This window comes from Streptosporangium sp. NPDC006013 (genome assembly GCF_040614275.1).
In the GTDB taxonomy this organism is placed as follows: Bacteria; Actinomycetota; Actinomycetes; order Streptosporangiales; family Streptosporangiaceae; genus Streptosporangium.
In genome coordinates this window covers 1-18,270 of record NZ_JBEXUE010000050.1, presented here as the reverse complement: position 1 = coordinate 18,270, position 18,270 = coordinate 1, and the positions used below count along the sequence as shown (strand labels likewise).

Sequence of the window (18,270 nt, the reverse complement as noted above, 5' to 3'; positions counted from 1 at the left end):
TGTCTGAAATCATCAAGCAGTCGCCTCAAAGCGGCGACACACGGCAAGGATAGAAGGCGTTCCCTTCTGGCCTGCCGGTCACCGGTAAGGGGAGGACCCCATGGCCATTGATTTCACCCTCGCCCCCGAGCACGAGGAGATCCGTCGCCGGGTACGGGCCTTCGTCCAGGAGACCATCATCCCGGCCGTCAGCGGCTTCGACGACGAGGAGAAGGTGACCACCCGCGACGAGTACATCCGGGTCATCTTCGAGCTGCGCGAGAAGGCGCGGGCCGAGGGGCTGTGGCTGCCGCACATGCCCAAGGAGTGGGGCGGCATGGGCCTCGGCCACGTCGAACTCGCCATGGTGCAGTCCGAGGCCGCCAAGACCCGGCTCGGGCCCTGGGTCCTCAACTGCGCGGCGCCCGACGAGGGCAACATGCACACGCTGCTGCACTGGGCGACCGACGAGCAGAAGGAGAAGTACCTCAAACCACTGCTCAAGGGCCACAAGATGTCATGCTTCGCGATGACCGAGCCGGAGGTGGCCGGTTCCGACCCCACGCTCATCCGCACCCACGCCGTCAGGGACGGCGACGAGTGGGTCATCAACGGCCACAAGTGGTTCATCTCCAACGCCCGCCGTTCGAGCTTCGCCATCCTCATCGCCAAGACCGAGCTCGATGTGCCCGAGGGCTCGCGCGGCGGCAACACGGCCTTCCTCATCGACCTCCCGCAGCAGGGGTGGAACGACGTCCGCGAGGTCGAGACGATGCACGGCTCCACCGGCCACAGCGAGATCGTCATCACCGACCTGCGGGTGCACGACGGCCAGATCCTCGGCGGGCGCGGCAACGGCCACCGGCTCGGCCAGTACCGCCTGGGCCCGGCGCGGCTGGCACACTGCATGCGCTGGATCTCCCAGGCCGAGACGGCGCTGGACATGATGGTCGACCGCGCGCTCAACCGCTACAGCCACGGATCGCTGCTGGCCGAGAAGCAGGGCATCCAGTGGCTGATCGCCGACTCGGCGATGGAGCTCTACCAGTGCAAGCTGATGGTCCTGCACGCCGCCTCGAAGATCGACAAGGGCGAGGACTTCCGCACCGAGGTCTCGATGGCGAAGCACTTCGTGGCCAACAGCCTCAACCGGATCGTCGACCGGGCGATCCAGGTGCACGGCGCGCTCGGCTACTCGACCGACACCCCGCTGGCCAACATGCTCCAGCACGCCCGCTGGGCCCGCTTCGCGGACGGTGCCGACGAGATCCACCAGATGCGCATCGCCGAGCGTACGATCGCGGCGTACCAGAGCACGGGTTCGACCAACGCCGCGACCGGAGGGCTGCCACTTTGACCACGGAGAAGACGGGTACCGGCGGCTGGTCCGCCGGCGGCGGGGGCGGGCTGCTCAGCGGGCTGGGGACCGAGAGCCCGGCCGAGGCGTTCAACGTGGTCCGCAGTGACCGGCTGGAGGGCAGGGTCGCCCTGGTCACCGGCGGCGGCAACGGCATCGGCGCGGGCGTGGCCCGGCGGCTGGCCGAGGGCGGGGCCCGTCTCGTCCTGGCCGACGTCGACGACGCCGCGGGCGAGAAGCTCGCCGACGAGCTGGACGCGACCTATGTCCACTGCGACGTGTCCCGGCTGGAGGACAACGAGGCGGCGGTGGCGACCGCGGTCGAGCGGTACGGCAGGCTCGACCTCGCCTTCCTCAACGCGGGCATCACCTCGGGCTGCGGGCTGGGCGAGGACTTCGACATCCGGCGCTACCGCCTGGCGATGGGGGTCAACCTCGACGGTGTCGTCTTCGGGGCGCACGCCGCGATCCCGGCGCTGCTGGCGGCGGGCGGCGGCACGATCGTGGCGACCGCCAGCATGGCGGGCATCGTCGGCATCCCCTCGGATCCCATCTACGCCGCCAACAAGCACGCCGTCGTCGGGCTGGTCCGCTCGCTCGGCCAGGATCTCCAGCCGCGGGGGATCAGGGTGCAGGGGCTCTGCCCCTCGTTCGCCGACACCGCGATCCTCGGCGAGGGCAGGGAGATGCTCCGGCAACTCGGCTTCCCGATCCTGGAGGTCTCGGCGGTCGTCGAGACGTTCGTCCAGCTGCTCGACAGCGAGGGCACCGGCGAGTGCTGGTTCGTGATCCCCGGCCGTGAGAGCCAGCCCTTCTCCTTCCGCCGCGCTCCGGGACCGCGAGTCTGAGCGGGTGCGATACGAGGTGTGGTTTGTCCGAATTTTGGTGGTTTATGGGCTCCGGCGGTCCGCCACGGGGTAGAGCACGAGAGGGGTTGGACCCGCGGGGGCCGCGACCCTCTTCCGCGTCGCGGGGAGGAACACATGACAGCTCGACCGCATCGGCCCACACGGCCGGCCAGGGTGCCCGCCGACGCCTCCACGGCGGGAGACGGTATCGCCGTGGGCTCGGGGCCGGTCATCGTGGACGCCTACATCGACTTCCTCTGCCCGTTCTGCAAGGCGTTCGAGGAGGCGGCGGGACCGGCGCTGGTAAGGCTGGTGGCGGACGGGGCGGTCAGCCTCGTCTACCATCCCATGGGCTTCCTGGACGAGCTCTCCACCGACCACTACTCCTCCCGCGCGTCCGCCTCCTCTGGTTGCGCCTCGGACCGGGGGAGGTTCGTCGAGTACGTCCATGCACTCTTCGCCGACCAGCCCCCGGAGGGAGGCCCGGGGCTCACCGACGACGAGCTGGTCGAGGTCGGCCGCCTCGCGGGGATCACCGATCCGGGGTTCGGCGGATGCGTGCGCGAGGGCGTCTACCTCGACTGGGCCGCCCACGTGACGGAGACGGCCATCGAGCGCGGAGTGAGCGCCACGCCGACGGTCCTCGTCCAGAACGTCCCGGTACCCGCCAACGCGCAGGCCATCCTCACCGCCGTGCTGGCCGTCGCCCGCTCGCGCCGGTGACCTCCGGTGACCGGCGGGGGGGCGGAGCCTCGGCCCCCGCCGTACATCGGGAAGTGCCGGAATCCCGCGTTCCCTGATGTGCGGGATCCCGGCGTCTCCGGTAGGTCAGGCGGTGCCGGGATCCTCCTGCACCGAGATGGCGCCCGAGGGGCAGAGCCGCTCGGCCCGGCGGACGTCGGCGTGCGACTCGGGCGGCGGTGACTCGTCGAGGAGCACGACGGTGCCGTCATCCTCGCTCTGGTCGAACACCTCCGGCGCGGTGAGCACGCACATGCCCGCTCCGATGCACCGCGACGTGTCCGTGGTCACCTTCAGTGCGTTCTCTACCATCTGACCGGCAGCTCCCGTACGCCGTAGATGGACATGGTGTCGCGCATGCGGACCTCCTGCGCCGGTATGGCGAGTCGTAGATCGGGGAACCGATCGAACAGCATGGGAAACGCGGTGCGCATCTCCACGCGGGCGAGCTGCTGGCCGAGACACTGGTGCAACCCGTGCCCGAATGTCAGATGCCCACTCGCGGGGTGGGTGATGTCCAGACGGTCGGGGTCGGTGAAGCGCGAGGGATCGCGGTTGGCGGCCTGGACCGAGAGGGTCACCACCTCACCCGCCCTGATGAGCTCCCCGTCCACCTCGACGTCCTCCAGGGCGGCGCGGATCGGGCCGATGTGGATGATGCTGAGATAGCGCAGCAACTCCTCGACCGTGTTGTCGATCAGCGAGGGGTCGGCGCGCAGCGCGGCGAGCTGGTCGGGGTGCTGTAGCAGGGCGAACGTGCCGAGCCCGAGCATGTTGGCGGTGGTCTCGTGCCCGGCGGCGAGCAGCAGGAACCCGATGTTGCCCAGCTCCTCGTCGGTCAGCTCACCGCCGGTGACGAGCCCGCTGAGCAGGTCGTCGGCCGGTTCGGCCCGCTTGAGCTCGATGAGCCGGGCGAAGAACGCGGCGACGCGGGCGACCGCCGCGCGGATGTCCTCGACGGCGGACTCCAGGTTCAGCAGCACCGCGGTGGCCTGCTGGAACTCCTCGCGGTCGGAGTACGGGACACCGAGCAGCTCGCAGATCACCAGCGAGGGGATGGGCAGCGCGAACTCCCTGACCAGGTCCTGGGGAGGCCCGGCCTTCTCCATCGCGTCCAGCCGCTCCTCGGTGATCTCGTGGATCCTGGGCTCCAGCTGCTTCATCCGTCGCACGGTGAACTGCGCGGTGAGCAGCTTCCGGTAGCGGGTGTGGTCGGGTGGGTCCATCCGGATGAACATGCCGGGGTCGGCCGGGCGGCGCATCTCCTGCATCAGCGGGAAGGGCACCGGGACGTTCAGCAGCTCGCGCCGGGAGCTGAACCGGGGATCGGCCAGGATCGACCGCACCGCGGGGTAGGAGGTCACGAGCCAGCCGACCCGGCCGTCGGGGTAGGTCATCGGTGTGACGGGCCGCTCCTCGCGCAGCGAGGCCAGGCGCTCGGGTGGAGTGAAGGGGTCGGGGCGTCCGAAGGGGAAGGTGATCGCCTCCGCGTGGGACTCTGTCATCGTCGCTCCTATGCAGAGATGCAGCTGGTCTCCATCCAGAAAACTACATCAAATGCAAAGTTACAATAGATGCAGAGTATGGTGCTATGCATTAAGATGTCCGCATGAGTGAGGTTCTGGGACTGCGTGAGCGCAAGAAGCTGCGCACCCGGCACGCTCTCATCGCCGCGGCGATCGAGCTCTTCGTCGAGAAGGGCTACGAGCAGACGACCGTCTCGGAGATCGCCGCAGCGGCCGACGTCTCGACCCGCACCTTCTTCAGCTACTTCGCGAGCAAGGAGGACGTGGTCTTCCACAACTCGCGAGACGGCATCGACCGCGCCCTGCGGGTGATCGCCGAGCGCGGTCCCGGAGACCGGGCGGTCGACCTGCTGAGCCGCGCCATCACCTCGGGGTTCGCCGCGCTCGCCGTCGACGACCAGCTCACCCGTGAGGTAGCGCCCATCAACCACCTCGTCATGACCGTCCCCTCGCTCAGGGCACGTGGCCTGCTGCTCCTCTTCGACGGCCAGCAGGAACTCGCCGAGGCCCTGCACCGGGCCTGTCCCGACGAGCTGAACCTGGCCGAGGCGTCGGCGGCCGTGGGCGCGGTGATCGGCGGGGCCAAGCTCGCCGCCTTCGTCAGCATGCGGCACGGTGCCTCCCCCGAGGAGATGCTGGAAGCCGGCCGCCAGGCCACCGAGTTCACCCTGAACGGCCTCCGCGCCGCCGCGCCGCCTTCCTGCTGAGCCTCCTTCTCCCGGTTCGGGGCGCGGCGGGCCCGCGTTCCAGAAGGCCCGCTTCTCCGAGGTCCGCGAAGGCGATCAGTTCCCGAAGAGCAGCGGCAGGTGCGCCGGGCCACGCATGATCAAAGACGGTGCGAACACGACATCGTCCCGGGGAACGGCCAGCGACATCCTCGAAAACCGGCCCAGCGTCCTGCCGATGACGATCTTCGCTTCCAGGCGTGCCAGCTGTGCTCCCACGCAGCGATGAATTCCATGCCCGAACGCCAGGTGGCGCTTGTCTTCCCGCGATATGTCGAAACTGTCGGGAGCCGGATAGTGGGCGGAGTCCCGGTGCGCCGATCCGACCAGCAGCAGGATCGGCTCGTGCGCCGGTATCGTGACTCCCGCGATTTCCACGTCTGTGGTGGGAAAACGCCACATGGGCGATGCGGTGGGGCCGTCGTACCTGAGCACCTCCTCGATCGCGGAATCGATGAGCGTGGGATCCCGGCGTAGCAGTGAACGCTGTTCCGGGTGGTCCAGCAGGGCCAGGAAGGTGCTTCCGACCAGGCGTATGGACGTTTCGTATCCGGCCACGATGATTCCGAACACCGTGGTGAGAAGCTCGTCCTCGTCGAGCGTCCCGGGGGTCCGGCTCGCCCGTATCAGATCGGACAGCAGGTCGGCGCCCAGGTCGTCTTTCTTCCGAAGAATGAGGTCGCCGGTATACGCGAGCATGGACTCGATGGCGCCGTGCGCCAGGTGACGCTCGGCCGGGTCGGCCGTGAACATCAGGTCTCCCCATTCCCGCAGCCTCGCGCGGTCGCCGGGCGGGGCGCCCACGACGTCGCAGATCAGCCCGACCGAGAGCGGGGTGGCGAGGTGGTTCATGACGTCCACGGGCTCGCCTGTCGGCACGGCGCCCAGGAGGGCATCCGTCATCTTCTCGATGGCCGCCTCCCACTGGGCGACTCTCCGGCCGCTGAAGGCCGCGGTCGCCGGCTTCCGCAGCCTCGTGTGGTCCGGCGGGTCCAGATTGACCATGGAGCGTTCCGCGATCGTCCCTGAGCCGAAGGCCAGCGAGGCTTCGGTGAAAGCGGGGGACGCGTTTCGGTAGTCGCTGCTGAGACGGGCGTCCGCGAAACCCTCCCTGACATCCTCGTACCTGCTGATCAGCCACACGCCGACATCGGTGAACGGAATGGTCGTCCGGAAAACGGGATGGTTCTCTCTGAGCCATCTGTAGGTGGGATAAGGATTCTGGAAGAAGTCCGGTGTGAAAACAGGGGGTGTGGTCATCCTGCCGGGCCTTTTCTCTACGGTCGTGCGGTACGGGATTTTTAAGGCGAACGCTCGATATGAAGCCGTGCCGATTAACCGGAAATGGTCGATGGTGTCCTGAGCGGAATTCGGCCGGTCGGCTTTGGGGGTGCGAGGAGTTTGTTCGTCGGGGCTGCCGGAGGAAGTATCCGCTGCTTCGGCCGGAGCGGCGAGACGCATCATCTCACCCTGCGCTGCCTTTGTGTCAATCCCTCGACGTCGAATATGGCCTGTGCCGCGGCGGGGTCGTTAACGCCGGTTCCTTCCCCTCTGGGCTTGACCGGAGGATGCCAAGACATTCTTAAGTCGATGCCAACTTTGAGCCCCGATTCTGTTGCCGATATATGAGACGGCGACGCCTGGAAAGGCGGCGGCAGAAAAGGCCGCGAATTCGATCCGCGGTGTCCCGGCGGCCGCTGCGCCGGCGTGCCGTGTCGACCGCCGGCGCCGAGCGTCCCCGTCGGCCGGGAGTGTGCTCAGTCCTGGCCGAGCCACAGGTCGGGGCCGAAGACCTCGTAGTGGACGTCGCGGGCGGGGACCCCGCAGCGGAGCAGGTCCGCGCGCACGCCGCGCATGAACGGCAGCGGGCCGCACAGGTAGGCGACGAGGCCGTCGGGCAGGTCGATCGCGTCGAGGTCGGCGTACCCGACGTGGGGCGCGGGGTCGCAGGAGCACGCGCCCGCTTCCTCGTACCAGCGGTGCAGGGTCGCGCCGGGCAGCTCGGCGACCAGCCGGACGAGCTCCTCGCGGTGGGCGTGGTCGGCGGGGCTCCGGTCGGCGTGGACGACGATCACCTGGCGGGTGGAGCCGGTGGCCGCGAGGTGGTCGAGCATCGACAGCATGGGGGTGATCCCGATCCCGGCGGAGGCGAGCAGCAGCGGGGCGTCACCCGGGGCCAGGGTCAGGTCGCCGTACGGCGCCGAGATGGTGAGCTCGTCCCCGGCCTGGACGTTGGCGTGCAGCCACCCGGAGACCTCGCCGTCGGGTCCTGACCCGCGGGCCCACCTGACGGTGATCCGCCAGTCACCGCGCTCGGGGGCGCACGACAGGCTGTACTGCCGGATCTGCCGTGCCCCGTCGGGCAGGGTGACTCCGACACTGACGTACTGCCCGGGGGTGAAGGCGAGCGGGATCGACGGGGCGAGGGTGAAGGAGACGGTGTCCGGTGTCTGGCGTCGCCGCTCCAGGACCGTGGCGCGCAGCCAGGGGTCGCCGGGCTCGCGAAGCAGTCGCGCCTCCAGCGCGATCAGCGCGTTGGCCATCAGCCAGTAGACCTCGTCCCAGGCCGCCGCGACCTCGGGGGTGACGGCGTCGCCGAGCACGTCGGCGACGGCGGCGAGGAGGTACTTGTGCACGATCTGGTACTGGTCGGGGGTGACCCCGAGCGAGGCGTGCTTGTGCGCGATGCGGGAGAGCAGCGCGTCGGGCCGCTCGTCCGGCCGGTCGAGCAGGAGGGTGGCGAAGGCGGCGATCGACCCGGCCAGTGCCTGGCGCTGCGTCCCGTCGGCCTGGTTGCCCCGGTTGAAGAGGTTCCTCAGCAGGTCCGGGTTGTCGGCGAACATCGTCGTGTAGAACCGCCCGGTGATCTCCTCCAGGGCCCGCTGGACGGTGGGCAGCGTGGTCCGGACCGTCGCCGCCGATTCAAGAGAGAGCATGCCTTCTCCTTTAATTGGTAGATGATCTTCATATTAAAATGCGTGACGAAGGGAGCGGGGCGGGTCTCAGGAAAGATTGATCAGCACCGGGCCGGTCGGCGAGGTGACCAGATCGTCCACGGTGAGCGGGTCGAGCGCCGCGTAGAAGGCCCGCTGGGCGTCGCGCAGCGCGCCGCGAAGGCGGCAGGCGGCCCGCAGCGGACACGGGGTGTCGCCCTCGCAGGCGACCACCTCCTCCTCGCCCTCCAGCTCGCGGACCAGCCATCCCAGCGAGGCCTTACGGCCGAAGCCGGTCACCTCCAGGCCGCCGCCGCGCCCCCGGCGGGCGTCCACCACCCCCAGATGCTGCAGGCGTGCGATGGCCTTGGCCGTGTGCGTGTAGGGGATGGCCATGGCGTCGGCCACCTGTCTGGTGGTGAGGACCGTGCCGGGTTCGGCGACCGCCAGCCGCATGGTCACCCGCAGTGCCAGATCCGTGAACTTCGTCAATCGCACGACAGAACCGTAACAAATATGAATCTCGGTTACCGATTCAGGGGGGTCTTGGGGGGAGGCAGGCACGGCCCGCGCCGGGGAAGGCGGGGGCCATATGGGAGGGAGAGGTCAGGGATCTCAGGGGTTGGGGACGTTGTCCGCCCAGGATGGAGGCGGTCCGGTAGCCGTACGGTCTGTGCCCTGCCGGCCGATATCCCCCTTGTGGCCAGGTGTTTCCGCCGGCTTCCAAGTGAGGTACAAGTGGGCCCTATGATCCTGAACTTTTGGCGCTGAGCCCGTACGAGGTCTCACGTGGGTGCTCATGACGTGAAGGAGGATGTCGTCATGCCGGACCTTGCGCCTCTGCGGCCCGGGGACCCCGCGAAGGTGCGGGAGTACCGGCTCACCGCGCGCCTGGGCGAGGGTGGTCAGGGGACTGTGTATCTGGGCGTCGCCCCCACGGGGGCTCAGGTCGCGGTCAAGCTGCTGCGTGGTGATCTGGCCCAGGACAGGGAGGCGCTGGAGCGTTTCGTGCGTGAGGTCGACACGGCCCGGCGGGTGGCGACGTTCTGTACCGCCGCGGTGATCGAGACCGGGACGGAGGAGCAGCGGCCTTACATCGTCAGTGAGTACATCGAGGGGCCGACGCTCGAACATGTCGTCGGTGCCGAGGGTCCCCGTGAGGGCGCGTCCTTGCACCGGCTGGCGATCGGTACGGTGACCGCGCTGGTGGCGATCCATCAGGCCGAGATCGTGCATCGTGACTTCAAGCCGGCCAACGTGCTGCTGGCCGCCGACGGCCCCCGGGTGATCGACTTCGGCATCGCCAAGGCCCTGGATCGCACCTCGTCCCTGACCTCGACGGCGATCGGCACACCCGCCTACATGACTCCCGAGCAGCTCGCGGGGCGGGCCGCGGGTCCGGCCGCCGACATGTTCGCCTGGGCGGGCACGATGGTCTTCGCGGCCACCGGGCAGCCACCGTTCGGTGCCGACAGCCTGCCCGCGATCTTCAACCGGATTCTCAACGCCGAGCCGGATCTGTCGGGGATCGCCGATCCGGCGCTGCGTGACCTGGTGGGGCGGTGTCTGGCCAAGGACGAGAGCCTGCGTCCGACGGCGGGTGAGGCGCTGATGCGCCTGCTGGGCCACGCCGGTCCGGGCGCGCAGGACGGTCTGGGCGGTCTGGGCGCGTCGCCTTTCGCCTCGGCCCGGGGCATGCTCACCGAGGGCGTGGCCGCCGCGACCCAGCGGACCGATCCCGACCAACACCCCTACCCGGGCGGTCCACAGACCGGGGCGCCGTACCGGACAGGCCCCGAAAGCAACCCACCCCACCAGGCCGGACCGGGCGGGTACGTGGCGCACTGGGCCAGTCCGGGTGGATACCCGCCGCACCAAACCGGGCCAGGAAGGTATGCGGCTCACCAAACCGGGCCGGGCGGGTACCCGCCGCCGTACGGGGGCACGCCTCAGGGAGCGGTCTTTCCGGCCACGCCGGGGGCGCAGCCGTCCCCCGGCCGGAAAAGGCGCGTGCGCCGGGTCTGGGTCGTGTCCGGCGCCGGGCTCGCGCTCACGCTCGTCGCGGTGACGATCACAGTGGTGCTTCAGAACGGAACCACCCCCGGAACGGGCACCGGCTCGCGGGCGGCCACCAACCCCACCATCACTCCTGCTCCGGCCGTTTCCGCGATCCCGCCCGCGGACCAGAAGATCAAACTGCCGGCCACCTCCATCACGATCCACGAGAGCGACAAGGACCCGATCAAGCTCACCTCCTACAACGTGTGGAAGGGAGACGTCCGCCACTCCTACATCCGCAAGGCCGGTACCAACGCGTTCGTCAAGGACGAATCGCACGCCTACTACAGGCTGAACCCCGCCGGCACCCATGCTCTCGCCGTGAACCGCTACTACAGCTCGGACAACTACGAGGTCGTCTCGATCGTCGACCACAAGACGGGGACGAAGAGCGAAATAAAGATCGCCAAGAGGCCGACCATCTCGCTCTACCCGCGTTGGTCGCCGGACGGCACCAAGGGGCTGGTCACCCTGTTCGAGACGATCAAGGAGAACCCGCGCGTCTACGGTTACGCGATCATCGACATCGCCACGAAGAAGGCCTCGGTCGTCCGGGTGACGGAGAAGGACATCGGGGACTGGAGCTACTTCTGGCGGAATGACAGCCGGGCGGTCGGCGCCTGGGCGGTCACCGAGGACACCAAGCGCATCCGCTTCTACGACCTGCGGGGCACCGTGCTGCAGACCCTGCTGGACGTGGGCGATCCGATCTGGGTCGAGGGCGACCACCTCAACCCGTCCGGCACGCTGATGGTCACGTACTGCGAGGAGACCGCGGAGATCTGCCTTCGGTCCACCGGCGCCGACGCGAAGCTGCAGGCTCGGATCCCGTTCGCGACCGGCCGGATCCTCGGCTGGTACGACGACCGGCACATCGTGGCCTGGCGGAGGCAGAGCGCCGGCTACGAGGCGTTGGTGGTCGACTTCAAGGGCAAGGTGAAGCGGGTGCTCGCCGCCAGCACCGACGACAAGGAGTACGAGGACCAGGTACTGAGCTACACCAGGGCCGGCTGAGCGGACGGACGCCGCGCCTCGACGCTCGCCGGGCGCGGTCGGTCGCCCGGCCCGAAGGTCCATGGAAGCGTCGGCACCTGGGAAAGAGAAAGGGGCACGGCCCGCGCCATAGGCGGGCGCGGGCCGTGCGTCCTGGTCGTGCGGGCAGGGATCTCAGGGGTTGGGGACGGTGTCGACCCAGGAGGTGGCGGCGGAGCGGTAGCCGTTGACCCGGTTCAGGACCTCGGCGGGGGCGACCACCTCGTTCTTGGAGTGGTAGAACCAGTCGACCTGCTGGACGTAGTCGCGCGGGGTGGAGCTGCCGACCAGGCCGCCGCTGATGAACCAGAGGTTGAAGTTGACCGACTGCACCGTCTCCGGGTAGTAGATGCCGCCGTGCTCGGCGAAGAGGGCACCGTCGATGTAGTACCTGATCTGGCCGCCGGAGACCTGGAGGACCAGGTCGTGCCAGCCCGCGTAGCTCTGCCTGACCTCGGTGTGGACGTTCACCGCCTCCCAGGGCTCGTTGCGGTACGTCTCCCACGACGTGGTGTACATGATGTTGCCGGGCTCGCCCCAGCCGCCGTTGGGCAGGTACTCGAAGTCCTGCTCGCTGTAGTCGGGGTCCATGTCGAAGGCCAGGGGGGTGATCGTGAAGAAGGTCTGCACGACGTGGTCACCGTCGGGGCCGCTGACCGGGGCGTCGGAGAACTTCACCCGGGCCGCGTAGGTGCCTTCGAGGAACTTGCGCTGGTGCAGTACCTCCGACTGCTGGGTGCCCTCGCCGGTGCCATTGGTGACCGCCTTGAGCTGCAGCGCCTTGTTCGTGCCGGAGACCGTGGGGAAGGTCACGTTCTGCTTGGGCCAGGTCGCGCCGGGCACGCCGGGACCGCCGCTGTTGGTGCGCACCGTCCAGTTGTGCGCGGTGAGGTTGGGGTCGTCGGCGTTGCCGTACGAGAAGTCGTCGAACACCACCCCGCTGCCCCCGGGGTTGGTGGGCGGGACCGACGGGGTCGGTGACGGGGACGGGTCGCCACCCGCGGGAGAGGTGCCCCAGACCAGGGCGCCGTTCTGGTAGACGGTGACCTTGGTCCAGTCGCCGTAGGTGGTGCGGGCCGGGCCGAAGGAGTAGTCGTCGCTCTGGGTGATCCGCTGCCAGTCGGACCGGTAGAAGCGCAGCTGCAGGTCACCGGTCTGCGCCCCGGCCGCGAGGTTCCCCGAGGTGAAGCCCACCTCCAGGTAGCGGTCGGCGGTGGCCGTCCCGGGCGAGAGCGTGCCGAAGGCCCCGGTGACCGTGGAGCAGGAGACCACGGCCCACGAGCACGCGAAGCGGTACTGCGTCGCCCCGGAGTCCGCCTTGAAGTAGTAGCGGATCTTCACACCGCTCAGCGGCACGGCCGAGGTGCCGCTGTTGACCAGGTTGAACCACGGCTCGACCTGGTCGGCGGTCGCGCCGGTGGCGCTCGTCTTGTACTGGAGCCTGAGGGACTGCTGGGCGCTGGCCGGATTCGCCGCGACGCCCACCAGGGCGAGCAGCATGGCGGACACGAGCCCGCCGAGTAACAGCTTTCTGCGCACGTGCTTTCCTTTCCTGGGTGCCTTTCTGGGGCCTGGGGGTTTTCCAGGATTGAGGCGCCTCCACGGGCGACCGGACGCCGGTGTCCCGCGGAGGTCAGGGAATGAGCGGCCCACCACGGACGCCCTGGGCGCTGAGCCTGGCGAGGTGCGGGCCGAGCCGCCGGAGGAAGTCGGGGTAGTCGCCGGGCGAACCCCAGGCGACCTCGGCGAAGGCGCACATCCTGGGCAGGGCCATGAACTCGACCCGCTCGGGTGTGGGCATGTACTCGGTCCACAACTGGCACTGCACGCCCCGCGCGGCCGGGTCGGGTGCGAACGCGTAGGTGTCTGCCAGGGTGAGGACCCGCTCCTGGACCGTCGGTGAGTCCGACCCGGCCGGCTGCTCGTCGAAGGGGGCGGCCGAGGGGCGGTAGTCGAAGTACGTCCGGGTGTGCGGCGCCAGGATGATCTCGTTGTCACCACGGTCGGCCTGCTCGTCCCGCCAGACCATGACCGTCGTGCCGGGCGTCGGCGCGCGGTCGGGCTCGTCCCAGCAGACCAGCCTGCGCGAGTGTTTCTCCAGGTGGGCGGCCATCCGGCCGATGAACCAGGCACACGCGTCCCGCGGTCCGGCCAGCCCCAGCTCGGCCAGCCGCCGCCGCGCCGCCGGACTGCGCTCCCACTCGGTGGTGGGGCACTCGTCCCCGCCGACGTGCACGTACGTGCTGGGGAAGAGGTCGCAGACCTCGTCGAGCACGTCCTGGCAGAAGCGGACCGTGGACTCCTCCAGGTTGAGGACGTGCTCGCTGATCCCCCACTCCGACCAGACCTCCACCTGGCGGGACGGGTCGTTGCCCAGGTGGGGGTAGGCGGCGATGGCGGCCTGGGCGTGGCCGGGCATCTCGATCTCGGGCACCACCGTGACGAAGCGCTCCGCCGCGTAGGCGACGATCTCCCGGATGTCCTGTCGCGTGTAGAACCCCCCGCGCCGGGCGCCGACCTCGGTGAGCCTGGGATGGCGCTCGATCTCCAGCCGCCACCCCTGGTCGTCGGTCAGGTGCAGGTGCAGCACGTTGAGCTTGTGCTCGGCGAGCAGGTCGACGAGGCGCAGGACGAACGCCTTGGGCATGAAGTGCCGGGCGACGTCCAGCATCACCCCGCGCCAGGCGAACCTCGGCCGGTCCTCGATCGTCCCGTACGGCACCTCGGGCCCCAGCTGGGCGAGGGTCCGCGAGCCGTAGAAGCGGCCGGCCGGGCCACCGGCGGTGAGCTCGACGCCCGAGGGGGAGACGTCGAGGCGGTAGCCCTCCTCGTCGAGGGACGGATCGTCGGGCATGAGCCGCAGCAGGTCCCGCCGGAACGCGACGGAGCCCCCGTCGACGACCACTTCCCGTGGCCTCGGAATGATCACGTTGGTCTTCCCTTCACGGCGCCCCGGAAGGGCGCGCCTGTGGACGGACGGTGGGACCTATCCCTTGACGGCGCCGGCGATCATCCCTGAGGTGACCCTGCGCTGCAGGACGAGGAAGATCAGCAGCACCGGCAGCATGAAGAGGGTCGAGGCGGCCATGGTGGCGCCCCAGTCGGTGCCGAAGACGTTGCTGAAGGAGGAGAGCCAGACGGGCAGCGTCCGGTCGTCCTGGTTCTTGATGATCAGCGCGTTGGCGAAGGCGAACTCGTTCCACGCGGTGATGAAGCCGAACAGGGAGGTGGACATCAGGCCGGGGGCGAGCAGCGGCAGGACCACCCGGCGGAAGGCGGCCATCCTGCCGCACCCGTCCATCAGCGCCGCCTCCTCCAGTTCGGGAGGGATCGAGGCGAGGAACCCGCGCAGGGTCACGATGGTGAACGGCAGCGTCGTCATGAAATAGATCAGGGTGAGCATCGACAGCCTGTCGAGCATCCCGGTGTCGCGGGCGATGATGAACATCGACACCAGCAGCGCCTCCCAGGGGGCCATCTGGGCGATGAAGACCATCAGGACGAACGCCCTGCGCCCGCGCCAGCGCATCCGGGCCACCGCGAACGCGGCGAGCAGCGCGACCACCAGCGCCAGCAGCACCGCGCTCGCGGTGACGGTGAGACTGTTACCCCAGAACGTCCAGAAACCGTCGGCGCTCACCGCGGTCGCGAAGTGCTCCAGGGTGGGGTGGGCGGGCCAGAAGGTCGGGGTCTGCGACTGGATGTCCCTGGTGGGTTTGAACGCGGTCAGCACCATCCAGTAGACGGGGAAGACCGAGACGGCCAGCACGGTCAGGGCCGCGAGGTTCAGCGGTACGCGGCGCAGCGGGACGGTCACAGGTGCTCTCCCTCGTGCTTGAGCATCCGCCGGAGATGGGTGATCAGGAGGGCGATCAGGATCAGCACGGTCAGGCTGGAGATCGCCGAGCCGAGGTCGTACCTGTGCAGTGACTGTGCGACCTGGAACGCGTAGACGGGCAGGGTGGTGGTGGCCTCTTCCGGGCCGCCCTTGCTGATCGCCCAGATCTGGGCGAAGCACTTGAACACCCAGATCACCTCCAGCGAGGTGATCAGGCCGAAGAGCGGCCGCAGGATGGGGAAGGTGACGGTGGTGAAGACCTGCCGCCCGCTCGCGCCGTCGATCCGCGCGGCCTCGTACAGCTCGGCGGGGATGGTGGTCAGGCCCGCGTACAGGGTGAGCGCGGCGAACGGTACGGACTGCCAGACGACCAGGGCGACCAGGATGGCGAAGGTGGAGGTGCCGTGGGCGAACCAGGTGTAGTCCCTGAAGGACTCGAATCCCAAGGTGACCAGCAGCCAGTTGACCACCCCCAGCCGTGACTGGAAGAGCCACTGGAAGATCGTGGTGGCGGCGAGGACGGGGGTCGCCCAGGTGAGCACCAGGCCGCCCATCACGGCCAGCCGCATCCTGCGGCCCAGCCGGGCGATCATCAGTGCCACCGCGGTGGAGACGACCATGATGAGGACGACGTTGACGGCGGTCCAGAGCAGGGTCCTGCGCACCACGGCCCAGAACTCCGCCCCCCCGAGCACCCGCGTGTAGTTGTCCAGGCCGACGAACGCCGCCCCGCCGCGGATCAACTCGCCGGTCCTGAAGTGCTGGAAGGAGATGACGACGCTGCGGACCAGCGGGTAGAGCAGCAGGTAGGCGGTGCCCGCCAGGGTGGGCGCGATCAGCAGGTAGGGCCAGAGGCCGTTCAGCCGGGACGGCCGCGCGCCGGGTCGCGGCGCGGGCGGCGCGGGTGCGGTGGCGTCCCGGTCACGGGCACGCCGCCGGGGCGGGGCCTGGGAGGCAGCGGGCATGGCACTCCTTGGAGCGGACGGTACGGGGGGTGTGAGGCTTGCGCGGACCGGCACGGGTTGTGCGGATGGTGCGGGGAAGCCGGGTGGTCGGGTGTCAGGACTTGGTGTTGAGGATCTCGGCGATGCCCTGGTCCACCTTGGCGGCCTCGGTGGCGGCGTCACCCCCGGTGAGCACCCTGGTCAGATACTCCTTGATCAGGTTCTTGGCCTCGACCGCGGCCCAGTTGGGGGAGTTGGGGGTGGCGTGTCCGCCTGCGGCGCCCGCCGCCATCGCGGCCGTCGCCTCGTTGCCGCTCAGCGCGCCCGCGAGGGAGACGCGGTTGGGCACGTAGCTCATCTTCTTGGCCATGTCGACCTGGAACTTCTCGCCCGCCAGCGCCTTGACCACCTGGTAGGCCGCCTCGTGGTTCTTCGAGGCCTCGGGGATGACCAGGTCGGAGCCGCCGGTGAACACCGCGCCCGGCCTGTCGGCGGTCTTGCCCGGGATCGGGAAGAACCCGAGCTTGCCCTTCAGTTCCGGATTGGCCTTCTCGATCGCCACCGCGCCACCGGGCGCGGAGATGAGCTGGGCGACGTCGCCCTTGGCGAAGACGTCGGCCTGCGGCGGCTTGGCCTCGTCGGAGTCCTTGGGGCCCTTGCCCAGCGCCTGGAGGGTCCGGTAGAACTCGATGCCGGCCAGCGCCTGGGGGGTGCCGAGGCCGCCCTTCCAGGTGCCGCCCTCGTTGACCGCGAGGTCGCCGCCCTCGTCCCAGATGAATCCCGCCAGGGTGTACCAGTTCTGGCCGGGCAGGTAGATGCCCTGGTCGCCGCCCTTGTTGAGGTTGGCCGTGATCTCCAGCCACTCCTGCCTCGTCTTCGGCGGGGCGGTGATGGACGCCTTGGCGAACAGGTCCTTGTTGTAGATCACCACCCGGTTGGCGGCGTACCACGGGATGCCGTACTGGCGCCCGTCGATCCTGCCCGGTTCGGCCAGGCCGGGCAGCCAGTCGCCGCCGCCCAGGTCGGCGACCTTGTCGGTGAGGTCCTTCACCCCGCCGCTGGCGGCGTACTCGGCGACCTGGGTGTTTCCGACCTCGATGACGTCCGGGGCGTCATTGCTGGCCAGGGCACTGGTCACCTTCTGCCCGATGCCGTCCCACTCCTGGACCTGGATGTCCAGGGTGACGTCCGGATGGGCCGCCAGGTAGTCGGTGCGGAAGCGGTCGAGCAGGGCGTCGGAGAAGCTGTCCCGCATGACCCACACGGTCAGGTTCGTGGCGCCCTTCCCGGTGCCGGCCGAGCCGGGCGAGTCCGCGGAGGGTGACGGCTCGGCGGAGCCGCATGCGGTGAGGCCGGCGGCGAGTGTCAGCACTGCCGCGGCGGCGCGGAGGCGATGCCCCATCGGTACTCCCAGAGGTCATGTATTGGTAAGTAATTGGCCTGCTCCGCATAGGGTGGCTCTTACCAGTTCCGTCGTCAAGGCTTGTTTTTTCTCGGACGACTGGTAACAAATAGGTAAGGTCTAGGTAAGGTGGGGGCGTGACGCTAAACATGAGGTCCGGGCTCAAGCGCGACCGGGTGCGCGATGTCCTGCTCGACTTCATCGCCGACATGAAACCGGGCGAGGCGATCCCCTCGGAGCGGGATCTCTGCAGGGAGCTCGGAGTCTCCCGGCCCACGGTGCGCGCGGCGATCGACGATCTGGTCAGGTCGGGGCTGCTCGTCCGCGAGCGGGGGCGCGGCACCTTCACCGGGCCGCACCGGGTCACCCAGGCGCTGGCGTCGACGACGGGCAACTCGTTCTACGCGCCACCCGCCGAGGGCAACTGGCTCAGCCGCATCCTGGAGTTCGGCTCCGCCCCCGCGGGCGCGCGGCTCGCCTCCCGGCTCCAGCTCTCTCCCGCCGACCTCGTCCTGAGGGTCGTCCGGCTACGCGTCGTCGACGACGAGCCCATGGCGATCGAGCGCATCCACCTGCCGCACGCCCTGGTCGACGGCCTCGTCCCGGCCGACATGGAGTCGGGGTCGTTCTACCGATTCCTCCGGGAACGTTTCAATGTCGACGTCCGCACCGCGGTGCAGACGATAGAGCCCACGGTCACCGACGAGACCGAGGCCAAGTTGCTGCACGTCCCCCAGCACGCCCCGGCCCTGCTCTTCGAGCGCACCACCCGCGATGTCGGCGGCCGGATCGTCGAGTTCACCCGCTCGATCTACCGGGGCGACCGCTACCGGGTGACCTCGGAACTCTCCTTCAACGCCGACTCCGGCTGACCCCGCCGGGTCAGC

16 protein-coding genes are annotated in these 18,270 nt (G+C 69.2%); 6 read left to right on the top strand and 10 right to left on the bottom strand.

Features of this window, described 5'->3' with window-relative positions; translation table 11 throughout:
• Positions 1-100 precede the first annotated feature (100 nt).
• From ABZ260_RS10885 to ABZ260_RS10875, 3 genes are all read left to right on the top strand, one after another.
• Positions 101-1,336 (top strand): acyl-CoA dehydrogenase family protein, encoded by a 1,236-nt coding sequence (locus ABZ260_RS10885; protein WP_355550242.1) that lies wholly within the window; start codon positions 101-103, stop codon positions 1,334-1,336.
• Positions 1,333-2,184 carry an SDR family NAD(P)-dependent oxidoreductase gene (locus tag ABZ260_RS10880; RefSeq protein ID WP_355615561.1) on the top strand — a complete coding sequence of 284 codons (852 nt, stop codon included), beginning with the start codon at positions 1,333-1,335 and terminating at the stop codon, positions 2,182-2,184. Before ABZ260_RS10885 ends, ABZ260_RS10880 begins: the two co-directional genes overlap by 4 nt.
• Before the next feature lie 135 nt (positions 2,185-2,319).
• On the top strand, positions 2,320-2,907 hold the full coding sequence (locus ABZ260_RS10875; RefSeq protein WP_355550247.1) for a thioredoxin domain-containing protein: 588 nt from the start codon (positions 2,320-2,322) through the stop codon (positions 2,905-2,907).
• 105 nt (positions 2,908-3,012) lie between these two features.
• On the opposite strand, the gene ABZ260_RS10870 is transcribed toward ABZ260_RS10875, so the two are convergent.
• Entirely contained in the window at positions 3,013-3,222 is a 210-nt protein-coding gene (locus tag ABZ260_RS10870) for a ferredoxin (RefSeq protein WP_355550336.1), read from the bottom strand.
• An 8-nt stretch (positions 3,223-3,230) separates the two neighbouring features.
• Positions 3,231-4,430 (bottom strand): cytochrome P450, encoded by a 1,200-nt coding sequence (locus ABZ260_RS10865; protein WP_355615559.1) that lies wholly within the window; start codon positions 4,428-4,430, stop codon positions 3,231-3,233.
• 104 nt (positions 4,431-4,534) lie between these two features.
• Between ABZ260_RS10865 and ABZ260_RS10860 the strand changes: the two genes are divergently transcribed.
• Positions 4,535-5,158: a helix-turn-helix domain-containing protein gene (locus ABZ260_RS10860; RefSeq protein ID WP_355615557.1), complete on the top strand. Its 624-nt coding sequence runs from the start codon at positions 4,535-4,537 to the stop codon at positions 5,156-5,158.
• Positions 5,159-5,233: 75 nt separating this feature from the next.
• Here the strand turns inward: ABZ260_RS10860 and ABZ260_RS10855 are convergent, their stop codons facing one another.
• The 3 genes from ABZ260_RS10855 to ABZ260_RS10845 all read right to left on the bottom strand — a co-directional run bounded on the left by ABZ260_RS10855 (position 5,234) and on the right by ABZ260_RS10845 (position 8,607).
• On the bottom strand, positions 5,234-6,640 hold the full coding sequence (locus tag ABZ260_RS10855) for a cytochrome P450 (protein WP_355615555.1): 1,407 nt from the start codon (positions 6,638-6,640) through the stop codon (positions 5,234-5,236).
• A gap of 293 nt (positions 6,641-6,933) precedes the next feature.
• A complete protein-coding gene (locus tag ABZ260_RS10850; RefSeq protein WP_355615553.1) occupies positions 6,934-8,112 on the bottom strand; it encodes a globin domain-containing protein in 1,179 nt (392 codons plus the stop codon).
• 66 nt (positions 8,113-8,178) lie between these two features.
• On the bottom strand, positions 8,179-8,607 hold the full coding sequence (locus ABZ260_RS10845) for an Rrf2 family transcriptional regulator (protein ID WP_355615551.1): 429 nt from the start codon (positions 8,605-8,607) through the stop codon (positions 8,179-8,181).
• A gap of 324 nt (positions 8,608-8,931) precedes the next feature.
• Here ABZ260_RS10845 and ABZ260_RS10840 point away from each other — a divergent pair, with 324 nt between their 5' ends.
• Positions 8,932-11,181, top strand: a complete 2,250-nt coding sequence (locus tag ABZ260_RS10840) for a serine/threonine-protein kinase (RefSeq protein WP_355615549.1) — start codon at positions 8,932-8,934, stop codon at positions 11,179-11,181.
• Between the two features lie 153 nt (positions 11,182-11,334).
• Here ABZ260_RS10840 and ABZ260_RS10835 read toward each other — a convergent pair whose 3' ends face one another.
• The 5 genes from ABZ260_RS10835 to ABZ260_RS10815 form a co-directional block, all read right to left on the bottom strand.
• Positions 11,335-12,738, bottom strand: a complete 1,404-nt coding sequence (locus tag ABZ260_RS10835; protein ID WP_355615547.1) for a cellulose binding domain-containing protein — start codon at positions 12,736-12,738, stop codon at positions 11,335-11,337.
• A gap of 94 nt (positions 12,739-12,832) precedes the next feature.
• On the bottom strand, positions 12,833-14,128 hold the full coding sequence (locus ABZ260_RS10830; protein WP_355550263.1) for a beta-N-acetylhexosaminidase: 1,296 nt from the start codon (positions 14,126-14,128) through the stop codon (positions 12,833-12,835).
• 57 nt (positions 14,129-14,185) lie between these two features.
• Complete coding sequence (locus ABZ260_RS10825) at positions 14,186-15,016, bottom strand: carbohydrate ABC transporter permease (RefSeq protein WP_350929273.1); 831 nt, start codon at positions 15,014-15,016, stop codon at positions 14,186-14,188.
• The gene (locus ABZ260_RS10820; RefSeq protein ID WP_350929271.1) at positions 15,013-16,002 is read right to left on the bottom strand and encodes a sugar ABC transporter permease; all 990 of its coding nucleotides are present in this window, start codon (positions 16,000-16,002) and stop codon (positions 15,013-15,015) included. The genes ABZ260_RS10825 and ABZ260_RS10820 overlap by 4 nt, the downstream gene beginning before the upstream one ends.
• Before the next feature lie 94 nt (positions 16,003-16,096).
• Positions 16,097-17,383 carry an extracellular solute-binding protein gene (locus ABZ260_RS10815; RefSeq protein ID WP_355615544.1) on the bottom strand — a complete coding sequence of 429 codons (1,287 nt, stop codon included), beginning with the start codon at positions 17,381-17,383 and terminating at the stop codon, positions 16,097-16,099.
• Between the two features lie 137 nt (positions 17,384-17,520).
• Between ABZ260_RS10815 and ABZ260_RS10810 the strand changes: the two genes are divergently transcribed.
• Entirely contained in the window at positions 17,521-18,255 is a 735-nt protein-coding gene (locus tag ABZ260_RS10810) for a GntR family transcriptional regulator (protein WP_355615542.1), read from the top strand.
• The last annotated feature ends 15 nt before the right edge of the window (positions 18,256-18,270 follow it).

Coding starts and splice junctions, on each gene's coding strand:
- ABZ260_RS10815 (WP_355615544.1), bottom strand. CDS start 17,383: ATGGGGCATCGCCTCCGCGCCGCCGCGGCAGTGCTGACACTCGCCGCC.
- ABZ260_RS10840 (WP_355615549.1), top strand. CDS start 8,932: ATGCCGGACCTTGCGCCTCTGCGGCCCGGGGACCCCGCGAAGGTGCGG.
- ABZ260_RS10865 (WP_355615559.1), bottom strand. CDS start 4,430: ATGACAGAGTCCCACGCGGAGGCGATCACCTTCCCCTTCGGACGCCCC.
- ABZ260_RS10860 (WP_355615557.1), top strand. CDS start 4,535: ATGAGTGAGGTTCTGGGACTGCGTGAGCGCAAGAAGCTGCGCACCCGG.
- ABZ260_RS10885 (WP_355550242.1), top strand. CDS start 101: ATGGCCATTGATTTCACCCTCGCCCCCGAGCACGAGGAGATCCGTCGC.
- ABZ260_RS10855 (WP_355615555.1), bottom strand. CDS start 6,640: ATGATGCGTCTCGCCGCTCCGGCCGAAGCAGCGGATACTTCCTCCGGC.
- ABZ260_RS10850 (WP_355615553.1), bottom strand. CDS start 8,112: ATGCTCTCTCTTGAATCGGCGGCGACGGTCCGGACCACGCTGCCCACC.
- ABZ260_RS10820 (WP_350929271.1), bottom strand. CDS start 16,002: ATGCCCGCTGCCTCCCAGGCCCCGCCCCGGCGGCGTGCCCGTGACCGG.
- ABZ260_RS10875 (WP_355550247.1), top strand. CDS start 2,320: ATGACAGCTCGACCGCATCGGCCCACACGGCCGGCCAGGGTGCCCGCC.